This window comes from Kitasatospora sp. NPDC058243 (assembly GCF_042882025.1).
Lineage (GTDB): Bacteria > Actinomycetota > Actinomycetes > Streptomycetales > Streptomycetaceae > Kitasatospora.
Genome location: NZ_JBHVWW010000074.1, coordinates 1 through 12415, shown reverse-complemented (window position 1 = coordinate 12415; position 12415 = coordinate 1). Strand labels below are relative to the sequence as shown.

8 protein-coding genes are annotated in these 12415 nt (G+C 75.0%); 1 reads left to right on the top strand and 7 read right to left on the bottom strand.

What is annotated here, in order from left to right; translation table 11 throughout:
• Positions 1–99: 99 nt before the first annotated feature.
• From ACFVX9_RS33650 to ACFVX9_RS33620, 7 genes are all read right to left on the bottom strand, one after another.
• A complete protein-coding gene (locus ACFVX9_RS33650) occupies positions 100–1731 on the bottom strand; it encodes an AMP-binding protein (RefSeq protein ID WP_387985400.1) in 1632 nt (543 codons plus the stop codon).
• Between the two features lie 138 nt (positions 1732–1869).
• Positions 1870–2109, bottom strand: coding sequence for a chaplin (locus tag ACFVX9_RS33645; protein ID WP_380339720.1), 240 nt, complete (start codon positions 2107–2109; stop codon positions 1870–1872).
• Positions 2110–2201: 92 nt separating this feature from the next.
• Positions 2202–2642 (bottom strand): hypothetical protein, encoded by a 441-nt coding sequence (locus ACFVX9_RS33640; protein WP_387985396.1) that lies wholly within the window; start codon positions 2640–2642, stop codon positions 2202–2204.
• On the bottom strand, positions 2639–5206 hold the full coding sequence (locus ACFVX9_RS33635; protein ID WP_380486148.1) for an Hsp70 family protein: 2568 nt from the start codon (positions 5204–5206) through the stop codon (positions 2639–2641). The genes ACFVX9_RS33640 and ACFVX9_RS33635 overlap by 4 nt, the downstream gene beginning before the upstream one ends.
• A 31-nt stretch (positions 5207–5237) precedes the next feature.
• On the bottom strand, positions 5238–5984 hold the full coding sequence (locus ACFVX9_RS33630; protein ID WP_387985393.1) for a nucleotide exchange factor GrpE: 747 nt from the start codon (positions 5982–5984) through the stop codon (positions 5238–5240).
• A complete protein-coding gene (locus tag ACFVX9_RS33625) occupies positions 5981–6406 on the bottom strand; it encodes a hypothetical protein (RefSeq protein ID WP_063346590.1) in 426 nt (141 codons plus the stop codon). The genes ACFVX9_RS33630 and ACFVX9_RS33625 overlap by 4 nt, the downstream gene beginning before the upstream one ends.
• A gap of 163 nt (positions 6407–6569) precedes the next feature.
• Entirely contained in the window at positions 6570–10700 is a 4131-nt protein-coding gene (locus ACFVX9_RS33620) for a hypothetical protein (RefSeq protein ID WP_387985390.1), read from the bottom strand.
• Positions 10701–10942: 242 nt separating this feature from the next.
• Here ACFVX9_RS33620 and ACFVX9_RS33615 point away from each other — a divergent pair.
• A partial coding sequence (locus ACFVX9_RS33615) for a protein kinase (protein WP_387985388.1) occupies positions 10943–12415 on the top strand: 1473 nt, incomplete at its 3' end.

The window sequence follows — 12415 nt, the reverse complement described above, 5'->3', positions numbered from 1 at the left end:
GACAGAACAACCTCCCCCTCCCCGAGAACCCCCCCTCCCGCCCGGGGCCGTTCGGTGTGTGCGGACGGGCGGGCTCGTACCGGGCGGCGGTGGGTCAGGTCAGAGGCCGAGCAGGCGCACGGCCTCGGCGCGCATCTCGACCTTGCGGACCTTGCCGGTGACGGTCATCGGGAACTCCTCGACCACGTGCACGTACCGCGGGATCTTGACGTGGGCGAGCCGGCCGGCGCAGTAGGTGCGGACGGTGTCGGCGGTGAGCGGCTCGGCGCCCGCGCGCATGCGGATCCACGCCATCAGCTCCTCGCCGTACCGGGTGTCGGGCACGCCGACGACCTGGACGTCGAGGACGTCGGGGTGGGTGTACAGGAACTCCTCGATCTCGCGCGGGTAGAGGTTCTCGCCGCCGCGGATGACCATGTCCTTGATCCGGCCGGTGATGGCGAGGTAGCCGTCCCGGTCCATGACGGCGAGGTCGCCGGTGTGCATCCAGCGGGCGGTGTCGACGGCCTCGGCGGTGCGCTCGGGCTCGCCCCAGTAGCCGAGCATGACGGAGTAGCCGCGGGTGCAGAGTTCACCGGGCTCGCCGCGCGGGACGGTCCGGCCGGTGGCCGGGTCGATGACCTTGACCTCCAGGTGCGGGCCGACCCGGCCGACGGTGGAGACCCGGCGGTCGACCGTGTCGTCGGCGCGGGTCTGGGTGGAGACGGGCGAGGTCTCGGTCATGCCGTAGCAGATGGCGACCTCGGCCATGCCCATCCGGCCGATGACGTCCTTCATCACCTCGGCCGGGCAGGGGGAGCCCGCCATGATGCCGGTGCGCAGGCTGGTGAGGTCGTGGCGCGCGAAGTCGGGGTCGGCGAGTTCGGCGATGAACATGGTGGGCACCCCGTACAGCGAGGTGCAGCGCTCGGCGGCGACGGCGGCCAGGGTGGCGCCCGGGTCGAAGGAGGGCGCGGGGATCACCGTGCAGGCGCCGTGGGAGACGGCCGCGAGGTTCGCCATCACCATGCCGAAGCAGTGGTAGAACGGCACCGGGACGCAGATCCGGTCCTGCTCGGTGTAGTTGAGCAGTTCGCCGACGAAGTAGCCGTTGTTGAGGATGTTGTGGTGGGACAGGGTCGCACCCTTGGGGAAGCCGGTGGTCCCGGAGGTGTACTGGATGTTGATCGGGTCGTCCGGCGTCAACTCCCGCTGCCGCTGCGCGAGAAGGCCGGGGTCGGCGCGGCGCCCGGCGGCGAGCAGGGTGTCCCAGCCGGGGCTGCCGATCAGCACCATCCGCTCCAACTCCGGGCACTGGGGCCGTACTTCCTCGATCATTCCGGCGTAGTCGGAGGTCTTGAAGCGCTCGGCCGCGACCAGCAGGCGGATCCCGGCCTGGTTCAGCACGTACTCCAACTCGTGTGAGCGGTAGGCCGGGTTGATGGTGACCAGGATCGCGCCGAGCTTGGCGGTGGCGTACTGGGTGAGCGTCCACTCGGCGCAGTTGGGCGCCCAGATGCCGACCCGGTCGCCCTTGGCAATGCCGAGGTCGAGCAGGCCGAGGGCCAACGCGTCGACGTCGGCGGCGAGTTCGGCGTACGTCCAGCGGCGGGCGGTGGCCCGGTCGACCAGGGCGTCCCGTGCGGGGTAGGCGCGCACCGCGCGGTCGAGGTTCTCCCCGATGGTGTCGCCGAGCAGCGGCACGTCCGAGGTGCCGGAGGCGTAGCTGCGCGGGGTCGGCGTGGTCGGCACGTTCTGACTCCTGGGTGGGCGCGTGCGGGTCGGCCCCCATGCTCTCCGCCTCGCGCCCGCGCCACCACCCCCGAACGGGGGTGCGGACACGATGCTGGGGCCGTCCGTCGGGTTCGACGGACGGCCCCAGCAGTCGGGTCAGCCGTTGATGCAGGTGTTACCGAAGGCCGGGTTGAGGATGCTGATGATGCCGATCGAGTTGCCGCAGACGTTGGCCTCGAGGTTGATCGGGATCTGGATCTGGTTGCCGGAGAGCACACCGGGGGAACCGAACGCGACACCGTTCGCGGTCGCGTCGCCCGCGGAGGCGGTGCCGGCACCGGCCAGAACGGCCACAGCGGCGAGTGCGGTGGCGGCGAGGGTGGTACGAATACGCATTGCGTCACTCCTTGTGAGGGCAGCGAACATCCATGTGACGAACACACTCGCACCGATCGAACTCGATGGCAGGCCGGGAACGGCCGAATTGGTCACTCAGAGGGCGTGTCGCCCTCCCGCTCCCCCGGCACCGGCCGCACGGACCCGGACGCGCTCACCCATTCCAGCAGGTCCCGGGCCGGTTCGAGCCCCGGTTCGGCCGCCACCGCGCGGTGCAGCAGTCCGAGCGCGAACGCCCTGTCACCTGCCGCCAGCGCGTCCAGCGCCCGGTTGTAGTCGATCCGAGCGGCGTAACGCAGCCGGAACAGCACGCCGAGATCCTCCCGGCAGGACGGACAGCGCAGGCCCTGCGGGTCCGCCGGGACGGTGCACTGCGGGCAGCGCACCTCGATCGGCGGAACCTCGGCGACCTGCCCGCCGATCGGGTGCACGTCGGCCGGGGACACCTCGGACGGGTACACCTCGAACGGTGGCACCTCGAACGGTGGCACCTCGGACGGAGTCACGTCGGGCGGAGTCACGTCGGAGTTCATCGCGGACCGGCCTCCTCCGGACGGACCGGACCGAGCGACTCCGCGAGCGGCTCGCTGCCCAGCTCCCGCTGCGCCTGCGCGTACAGCGCCAGCAGCGCCGAGCTGTGCTGGTTGGCGGCCTCCATGTTGGCCGACTCCACCGCCTCGTCCAGCCCGCGCAGCTCGGCCATGATCCGCTGGGCCAGCGCCGGCGAGACCATGTTCTGGTTGACGTAGACGTTGCACATGGTGAGCATCCGGAAGGTGTGCCCGAGCGAGTCGCACAGTTCGTCGGCCCGCTGGGCGGCGCGCATGGCGCCCTCCCAGTCGGCCGCCTCGCGGCGCAGCCGCAGGTCGGCGGCCACCGAGCGCAGCCGGTCGAGGTCGCTCGGGTCGAGGTGCTTCTCGCAGTAGTGGATGAACAGGCTGAGGTACGCCTCCGAGCCGCGCACCCAGCGCTGGGCCTTCAGCTGGCGCTGGGCCCGCTCCAGCGCCTCGTCCACCGACTGGCCGCGGGTCTGGCCGGCGGCCAGGTCGTCCAGGCTGTCCATGAGGCGCTGCGCCTCGCGCATCTCGGCCTCGGTGAGCTCGCCGCCCCAACGGTCGGTGAAGGTCTCGATCTGCCGCTGCTGCTCCTCGACCTGGACCTTGAGCTCGGGGTCGAGGGTGACGCGCTCCAGCTTGACGGTCTTCTCGCCGCCGCCCTGGATCCGCACCGACAGGGTGATGGTGCGGTCCCGGTCGAGGCCGAAGGACACCTCCACCGGGGTGCGGCCGCCGAGCCCGGCGGGCAGCCGCAGGGTCAGGTGGCCGATCAGCTCGTTCTGCTGGGCGATCTCGTGCTCGCCCTCGTAGACCGCGATCTCCAGCCGCTGGCGGCCGCTGCCGGAGACCACGAACTCGCGGCTGACCGGCGAACTGGTCGGGTAACTGGTGTTCTTGGGGATGATGACGGCCAGTCGGCCGTCGTTGAGCTCGATACCGAGGTTCTTCGGGGTGATGTCGAACGGGTTGGTGACCTGCATCAGCTCGCCGCAGCCCTGGCAGGCCTCGCTGCCCGGCGGGTTGACCACGCCGCAGGCGGCGCAGCGCAGGCCGACGTCCTCGGCGGCGGTCGAGGCGACCCTGGTCTGCCCGGGTGCGGCGGAGTTGAGCGCCTCGCCGCACAGTTCGCAGGCGGTGACGCCGGGGGCGGCGGGGGTGCCGCAGCGCGGGCAGTTGTCGCTGCGCACGGCGGTGGCCGCCTGGGACTGCGCCGGGATGGCCGCACCGGCGGCCGAACCGCCCAGCTCCTGGCCGCACTTGGGGCAGGCGGCGGCCTCGGCGTCGACCGGGAGGTGGCAGCCGGCGCAGGAGACCCGGGGCCCGCCGAGCAGCGTGGTGGCGCAGTTGGCGCAGTTGGAGGCGGAGAGGTCGCCGGGGGCCCGGCACTCGGGGCACTCCACCTCGCCGACCAGCGCGGACTGCACGGCCGCGCCGAGCGCCACGCACTGCATCGGATTGACGCCGCGCCGGATCCGGCGCGGCCCGAAGACCTCGCCGAGCCGCCGGGCCACCAGCGGGATCGCCGTGGAGCCGCCGACCAACACCACCTCGTCGATGTCCCCGACGGTGAGGTTGGCCTGCATGATGGCCTTGTGGGTCAGCTCGATGGTGCGCTCGATCTGGGCCTCGATCAGCTCCTCGAAGCGGGCCCGTTCGAACTCCGTCTCCAGCACCAGCTGGCCGGCGCCGAGGCCGGGCAGGATCACCTCGGAGGCCTCCTGGTGGGAGAGCTCGATCTTGATGGTCTCGGCCGTGGAGGCGATCTTGGGGCGGTCCCGCAGGTCGGGCTGGTAGTCCGCGCCGTACTCCTCGCGGATGTCCTCCAGCAGTGCGGTGGTGATGGCCCGGTCGAAGTCGTCGCCGCCGAGCAGGTTGTCGCCCTCGATGCCGAGCACCGAGACCGAGCCGGGCACCAGCAGCAGGATGGAGATGTCGAAGGTGCCGCCGCCGAGGTCGTAGACCAGGACGGTCCGGCCCTCGTCGCCGGCCTCGGAGGTGATCCCGTAGGCGAGCGCGGCGGCGGTCGGCTCGTTGATGATCCGCAGCACGTGCAGGCCGGCCATCCGGCCCGCCTCCTGGGTGGCGGCGACCTGCCGTTCGCCGAAGTACGCGGGGACGGTGATGACGGCCCGGTGGAAGGGCTCGCCGAAGCGCTGCTCGGCGTCCTCCTTGAGGCGGTGCAGGATGATCGCGGAGATCTCGATCGGGGTGTAGGAGCGGCCGTTGAACCAGACGTTGACGTCGCCGTCGGTGCCGGCCGTGACCTTGTAGTCGACCTCCTTGAGGGCCGCCTGGACCTGCGGGTCCTTGAACTTGCGGCCCATGAAGCGCTTGACCGAGCGGATCACGTTGACGCCGTCGATGGCGACCCGGCTGCGCGCCGTGGAGCCGACCAGCAGTTCGCCCTTGCGGCCGCTGCCGACCACGGAGGGCGTGGCCTCCTGGTTCTGCCGGTTGAAGATGATCTCCGGCTCGCCCCGGCGCAGGTGGGCCACCACCGAGTTGGTGGTGCCCAGGTCGATGCCGAGTGTGCGGTACATGTCGTTCCCCTCTTGCCCCTCGTGGTCCTGGCTACTTCTTCCGCTTGCGCCGGCCGCCCGCGGCCGTTCCCTTCCGGCGGGCCCGGGGCGGGGCCGCCGTGGCCCGGGCGGCGGGGTTCACCGGCGCGGCGGCGGGTTCGGGGCCGCCGTCCTCGCCCTCGGCCTCCGTGGGCCCGGTGTCGTCGCCCCCGGCTTCCGTAGGCTCAAGGTCCGGCGCCGCGGCCCCCTCCGGTACGGGCTCCAGGGCCCGCTCGACGTCCTCCGCGAGGACCGGCTCCCCCACCGGGGCGGGCTCGGGCACCGCGGCGACGACGACCTGGGCGCGGCGCAGCACCTCCTCCTCCCAGAAGAACCCGGTGACCACCGTCCGGACGACCGTCTCCGGCGCCACTGCGGGACGCGGCTCGGTGCCGACGATCTCGGTCAGCGCCGGGTCCGCCGCCAGCCCCTCCAGCCGCATCGGGCGCACCCCGGCCTTGGCGAGCCGGCCGAGCAGCCGCCGGCGGGTGGCCTCGATCCCGGTACCGCGTCCGAGCAGCACCAGCTCCCGGTCCAGGCCGAGCGCGGCGAGGGCGTCGTCCACCTCGACCAGGATGCCCAGCAGGTCCCGCTGGGTGGCCCGGGCGGTCTGCGCCTCCTCGGCCCGCAGGCGCTGCAGGAGGGAGGCCCGGAACAGCAGTTGGCTGAACGCCTGGTCGAGGTCGACCTCCAGGGCGCGCTGCGGGACGTCCAGCGGCCGGTGGCCGTCGGGCGCGGGAGCGGTCGGCGTGTCGGTCATTCGGGTACCTCGATCTGCGGCAGCACGGACAGGTCGGCCGCGTAGCGGGCGGGGACGGGCGGTTCGGGGTCGGCGCCGCCGGGGGCGGGTTCGGCGAAGTCGGCCGCCGCCTCGGCCCGGTGCAGCACCAGGAGGGCGGCGGCGGGCGGCAGCGGCGGGCGTTCGACGACCAGCAGCGGTTCGGCGAGGGCGGGCGCCAGCAGGTCGGCGGCCTGGTCGACCGGCTCCGGCGGCAGGGGGCGCTGGAGGTCCAGCTCCAGCCGCCGGTCGGGGTTGCGCAGCAGGGCGGCGGCGTCCTGGATCTGCTGGCGGGTGTAGCGGCCGGCCTTCATCGCCGGGCCGACGGCGAGGTTGATCTCGCGCACGCCGGCCGTGAGCGCAACGCCCAGGACCTCGTACGGCGACGGTTCGTGCAGTGGCATGGCGGGCGGCTTCTCTCCTCACGGCTGACGGTTGCTCAGGAATTGGCTGTGGCTCAGAGATTGGCTGTGGCTCGTGGATTGACTGCGGCTCGGGATTGGCTGCGGCTGCGGCTCAGGGATGGACGTATGGGCTACGACGACGACGGCGGCTCCGCGGTTGCCGTCAGCGCAGTGCGCCGATCCTCCGTTGCAGGGCGCGCAGGTCGCGGTCGTCCGGGTTGTACTCGACGGCCTTGCCGATCAGCGAGCGGGCCTCCCGGAACTGGCGCAGGTTGGCCTGGCCGACGGCGTAGGAGCTGTAGACGACGCTGAGTTCGACGTGCAGCTTGGCGACGTCCTCCGGGGTGCGGGAGAGCGCGAGCGCCTCCTCCAGCAGCCGGATCGCGTCGCGGTAGCGGTGGGCCTCGTAGTGGCCGATGGCCTCGCCGCGCCAGACGCTGACCATCAGGCGGCGGATCTCGGCCGAGTCGTCGTAGGACCTGGCCTTCTGGAGCATGGCGGCCTGGGTGGTGAACGGGCTGTCCTGGAGGTTGTCCAGCATGTGGTTGGCCAGCATCACGGCGACCCGGCGCGGGGCCTCCTCCTCGGTGTCGCCGTCCCATTCCGGGTCGGCGCGCAGGGCTTCCGCCATCCGGGCGACGGCGAGGGCTCGGTGGTCCGCGAAGGCGGCGATGCGGGAGAGGTGGCGCAGGACGAAGGCGAGGCCGAGCCGGTGGTCCGGGTCGGGGTTGAGCGTGATCAGCTCCCGCCACGCGTCGGCGGCCTCCTCCAGTTCCGCTTCGGGGGCGTCGGGGCGGCTGAGCTGGCCGGCCCGGTTGCCGAGGGCGGCCTCCAGGAAGTGGACGGCGGTCGGGTCGCCGGGGGCGAGTTCCATGCTCTTGCGCAGCAGGACCAGGGCGCGGGGGTAGTCCTTGGCCTCGTTGTTGATCTTGCGGGCCCACTGGGCGTAGGTGGCTCCGAGGTCGCCGCGCACCTCGGGGTGGTCGGGGGCCAGCGCGAGGGCCTTCTCCAGGAGTTCGGTGGCGCCCGCCTGGTCGTCGTCGCTGCTCTTGAGCAGGGCGCGGGCGGCCCGGACGCCGCACTCGGCGGCGATCGCGGGCGCGTCGGCGGGCAGGACGGCGCCGGGCACGGCCCGGGCGCGGGTGAGGCAGTCCAGGGCCTCGCGCCAGTCCTGGTTGCGGTGGTGCTCGCGGGCCTCGCTGACCAGGCTCTCGCCGAGCAGGTCCCGCCAGCCCGTTCCGCGTTCGGCCTCGGGCACCGCGTCCAGGGCGCCGACGGCGGCGGCCTGGCGGCCCTGGAGGAGCAGGTAGCGCTGCGGGCCGAGGTCGCCGAACAGGCCGAGGGCCCTGGTCAGCGGGTGCCCGTCGGGGGTTTCCGGTCGCCGCCAGGCCCGTACGGCCTCGTCGAACCCGGCTGCCCAGGCGGCGAGTTCGGGCTCCTGGCGGAGCAGCCGGTCGAGCGCGGGGCCGAGGGCGAGGCGCCGGGCGGGGCGGCCGGGCAGGGTGATCCGGACGTCCTCCTGGGCGAAGGCGTCGGCGCTGTGCGCCTCCATGCCGAGGCGCAGGGTCCAGGCGGTGACCTCGTCGCCGGTGCGGCCGGCGGCCCGGTCCAGGGCGCGCAGGTCCTCGCGGAGGCGGTCGGTGAGCGCGCTGCGGGCGGTGGACATCCGCTGCGGTTCGGCCGGGCGGCCGGTGATCCGGGCGGACTCCGCCCACAGGTCGGGCTGGTGCAGGGCGGCGACCAGGCAGCCGAGCGTCCAGGTCCAGATCCGCTCGTCCGGGCCTTCCGAGGTTTCCGGGCCTGCCTGGAGGGAGACCGCGAGCCGGTAGCCGGCCAGGCCGAGCGCGTGCAGCAGCCGGGGGTGGGCCGGGTCCTTGAGCAGCAGGGCGTGGTAGCCGTCCCAGGCCTCGCGGTGGCGACCCTCGACGGCGTGCTGGTGGGCCTCGTGCTCGGCGAGCAGGACGAGCGCGGCGGCGGCCTGCGGCCGGCCCGGGGCGAGGGTGAGGGCCTGGCGCAGGTCGCCGGCCGCGCGTCCGGGCTCGCCGGCGTCGAGGGCGGCGCCGGCCCGGCGGATCAGGACGGCGCCGCGCGCGGCGTCGGCGTCCGCCGGCAGGTCGGCCAACGCCTCGTCCAGTCGGCCGAGTTCGGCCCGCAGCAGGGCAAGGTCCAACCGTACGGGCGCGGCGGCGGGGCTGTCGCCGAGGGCCTGCGCCCAGGCGGCGAGGACGGGTTCGGCCTGCTCGGGCACCCCGGCCCGGCGGGCGCAGTCCAGGACGGCGCGCAGCGCGGGGCCGGTGCAGCGTACGCAGCGCGGCGCGGCGCCGTCGGCGGGGCGGTGCAGGTGGGCGGCGCAGACCTCCCGGCCGCAGCCGGCGCAGACGCCGGTGGCGGGGGCGGGGCAGACGGCGCAGTCGGCCGTCGCGGGCGGGGGCTGCGGCGGCTCGGGGGCCTGGCCGGCGGTCAGGAAGTGGTGGTACCAGTCCAGTGCGGCGGCCCAGTTGCCGGCCCGTTCGGCGAGCAGCGCCCGCAGCCGGGCGAGGCCCGGGTCGCCGGCCGGGTCGGGGGCGAGCGGGGCGAGCAGGGCGATGGTCTGGACCGGACGGCCGGTCAGCAGGGCGGCGGCGGCCAGGTGGTAGCGGTCGCGCGGCCCGGTGGCGGCGTCGAGCAGGGTGCTCAGCGGTGCGGTGGAGCCCTCGGCCAGGGCGAGGGCGGCGCGCAGCCGGGCCTGCCGGTGGGTGACGGAGCCGGGCAGGGTGTCGGCGAGGGCGAGTGCGGCGGCGGCCCGCTCGCGCGGTTCGGGCCGGTCGCGGCCGGTGATCAGGAGGTGCGCGGCCTCGCGCAGGGCGGCCTCGCGCAGCGCGGCCCGGTAGCCGGGGGCGGCCGGGTGGTCGGCGGCGGCCTGCTGCCAGAGCTCCCGGGCGGCCACCGGGTCGTCGGCCAGCCGGGTGCGGGCGAGCCGGTCGCGGGCCAGGGCCTGCCGTTCGCGCAGGTCCTCGTCGTGCAGCGGCTCCCAGCGGGCCAGGGCGCCGGCCGGGTCGTCGGTGCGGGCGAGGGCCAGACCGTGGTGGAAGGCGGCGATCCGGGCCCAGCGGGAGTCCGGTTCGACGTCGGCCTCGGCGCCGAGGACGGGCGCGGCCTCGGCGGCCTGCCCGGCGGCGAGCAGGGCCGCGCCGAGCCGGACCCGGGCGGGGCGCCAGTCGGGGGCGAGGCCGAGGCCGGTGCGGTAGTCGGCGGCCGCCTCGGCGGGGCGCGCGGCCCGCTCGTGCACCAGGGCGAGGCCGAACCGGGCCGGGGCGAAGGAGGGTTGGACGGTCAGGGCGGCGGTGAACTGGTCCCGGGCCTGCTCGTCGGCGCCGAGCAGCAGGGCGAGTCGGCCGAGGGCGTAGCGGGGGCGGGGGTCGCCGGGGGTCTCGGTGGCGGCGGCCGCGAGGTCGGACCAGGCGGCGTCGGTGGCGCCGAGCCGCTGCCGGGCCAGGCCCCGGAAGAGCAGGCTTTCGGTGCGCAGCGCCGGGCCGCGCCCCCACGGGGAGGGCTCGCCGGGGCCGCGGCGCAGCGCCTCGTCGAAGGCGGCGACGGCGGGTTCGTCCCGGTGCAGGGTGAACAGCTGGGCGCCCCAGCGGAACCAGAGTTCGCCGCTGCCGCCGGGGGCGGACGCGGCGAGCAGGGTCTCGGCCTCGGCGGCGCGGTCGGTGCCGCGCAGCAGGGCGGCCCGGGCCAGGACCGGCCAGTCCCGGCCGGGCAGTGCGGCCAGCGACCGGGTGGTGGCGCTCTCGCGCTGCTCTGGGGAGCCCTCGCCGCAGAGCCGCTGGAGCCAGTCCGTGGCGCGGGCGGCGGCCGCGGCCTCCTCGCCGGGTTCGGCGCCGTCGGCGGTGGCCTGGAGGAAGGCGAGCAGCGGCCCGAGGTCGCCGTCGGGGGCGGATATCCGCTCCTCGGCGAGGCGGTGCAGGCTCCACCGGGGCAGCTGCCGGGCCGGGTCGGCGAGCAGCGGGAAGGCCTCGCGGTGCAGGGCCAGGGTGGCCTGCTGGTCGCCGGTGGGGACGGTGGCCTCGGCCTGGCCGAGCAGGGCGAGGCCGCGTTGCGGGCGCAGTTCCTCGGGGCCGGCGGCGAGCCGTTGGGCGAGGCGCGCGTAGCGGCGCCGGGCCTGCGGGGCCTTGCCGGCGGCGAGCCGTTCGGCGGCCGTGGCCAGGGCCTTGGCCACGGCCTGGGCGTCCAGGCTCCGTCGGCGGCGGGCCAGTACGACGGCTGCCGCACCGGCCAGTGCCACCACGAGCAGCAGCACCGCGAGCTGCACCATGCACCGTCCCCCTGCGCTTGGAAATACGCCGATCGATGATCAACACAAGGTGTGTGATCATGAGTTGACGCCGTTTCGATGTTGATCGGGCGCCCATCAGAATAGGCCCTCCACCGGACAGACGAACAGAATTGAGCACTATCCTGGGCGACGCAGCGGAAGCGGTGTGAGAACCACCGCGCGGGAACCGGCCCGAGGCCGGGTCGGGGCGAACAGGCCAACAGGGTCCAGTCGGGGGATGCGTGTCCGAGTCGCGTTGGGTGCCCGGGCTCCGGTTCGGGCCGGAGTTCGACCCCGAGCAGTACGAACTCCTGGAATTCCACCACCGGGGCGGCGAGGCCGAGGTGTGGCGGGCGGTGCGGACCGGCCACAGCGGGCTCAAGGAACTCGTCGCCGCGAAGATCATGCTGGAGCGCGACCCCTCCGAGGTGCGGCGCTGGCTCGGCCGCTGGGACGACGTCTCGCACAACGCCCACCGCCTGGGCGTGAACGACCTGGTGGTGCCCAGCTTCCTGCTCGGCCCCTCCCCGCACCGGCCCGGCGCCGCGCCCTCCGCCGGGCTGCTCGGCTACCAGATCTCCCCCTGGGTCGAAGGCGTGCCGCTGCACACCTGGGCCCGCACCCAGCGCGGCGGCCCGGCGGCGGTGGCCGAGGTGCTGGCCCGGCTCTGCCGGATCGTCGACGAACTGCACCGCAAACGCTGGGTGCACCGCGACATCTCCCCCGCCAACGTCCTGGTGGACGCCCAGAACCAGGTCAAGCTGATCGACCTGACCTTCCTGGCCCCGCTCGACCACACCCTCACCGTCGCGGTGTTCACCCCCGGGCACGTCCCGCCGGAGGCCGAGCAGGTCGGCGGCTTCCCCACCACCGCCAAGGACCTGTTCGCGGTCGGCACCCTCGCCCGCACCCTGCTGCTGCCCGACCACGGCCGGCTCGACCACCGGCTCGCCGCCGAACAGGCCCGCGCCGAACTCCTCGCCGCCGGCTACGGCGAGGACCTGGCGCGCTGGGCCTGCGAACCGCTCGCCCGTGAACCGGACCGCCGCCCCTCCCCGCTCGGCCCCTGGGTGGGCCGCGGCCGCGAACTCCTGCGTTCCCGCCGGCCGGTGGCGCGCACCGCGGGCCTGGCCGTCCTGCCCGACCGGGCCGGCCGGCCGCTGCTGGTCACCGGCGGCGCCGACGGCACCGCACTGGCCGGCCCCGGACACCACGGGCAGCGCCTGCCGGCCGGCCAGGGGCCCGGCCCAGTCAGGGAGTTGCTGGCCGGCTGGGCCGGACACCAGGGCGAACTGGTGGTCTGCGCCGAGGACCGCGGCGGGACGCTCTGGGTCGGCACCTCGGCCGGCTGGTGGGAGGCCGCGCGCGGCGTCAGCGGGCTCGCCGGGGCGGTCAACTCCGCCGGGGAGATGACGGTCTGGACGGCGGCCGGCGGCGCCCTGCGCTCCTACCGCTGGGCGCCCGGCCTCACCCTCACCGGCCAGGAGCTGCCCGGCTGCCCGGCCGACCGGGTGCTCGCCGCCCTGGAGGAACGGGCCGGATCCTGGCTGGTCCTGGTCGAGCACCGGGAGCAGGTGCTGAGCTGGCGACCGGGCTCGGCCGAGCGCCCCGCCCCGCTGGGGCCGCCCGGCGCCCTGCGCGCCGGGGCGCTGGCCCGCACCTCCGCCGGACCGCAGGCCGCCACGCTGCGCCCGGACGGCTCCGTCCAGCTGCAC

Excerpts from the sequence above, each read along its gene's own strand:
- ACFVX9_RS33645 (WP_380339720.1), bottom strand. The coding sequence starts at position 2,109 with ATGCGTATTCGTACCACCCTCGCCGCCACCGCACTCGCCGCTGTGGCC.
- ACFVX9_RS33640 (WP_387985396.1), bottom strand. The coding sequence starts at position 2,642 with ATGAACTCCGACGTGACTCCGCCCGACGTGACTCCGTCCGAGGTGCCA.
- ACFVX9_RS33635 (WP_380486148.1), bottom strand. The coding sequence starts at position 5,206 with ATGTACCGCACACTCGGCATCGACCTGGGCACCACCAACTCGGTGGTG.
- ACFVX9_RS33630 (WP_387985393.1), bottom strand. The coding sequence starts at position 5,984 with ATGACCGACACGCCGACCGCTCCCGCGCCCGACGGCCACCGGCCGCTG.
- ACFVX9_RS33625 (WP_063346590.1), bottom strand. The coding sequence starts at position 6,406 with ATGCCACTGCACGAACCGTCGCCGTACGAGGTCCTGGGCGTTGCGCTC.
- ACFVX9_RS33620 (WP_387985390.1), bottom strand. The coding sequence starts at position 10,700 with ATGGTGCAGCTCGCGGTGCTGCTGCTCGTGGTGGCACTGGCCGGTGCG.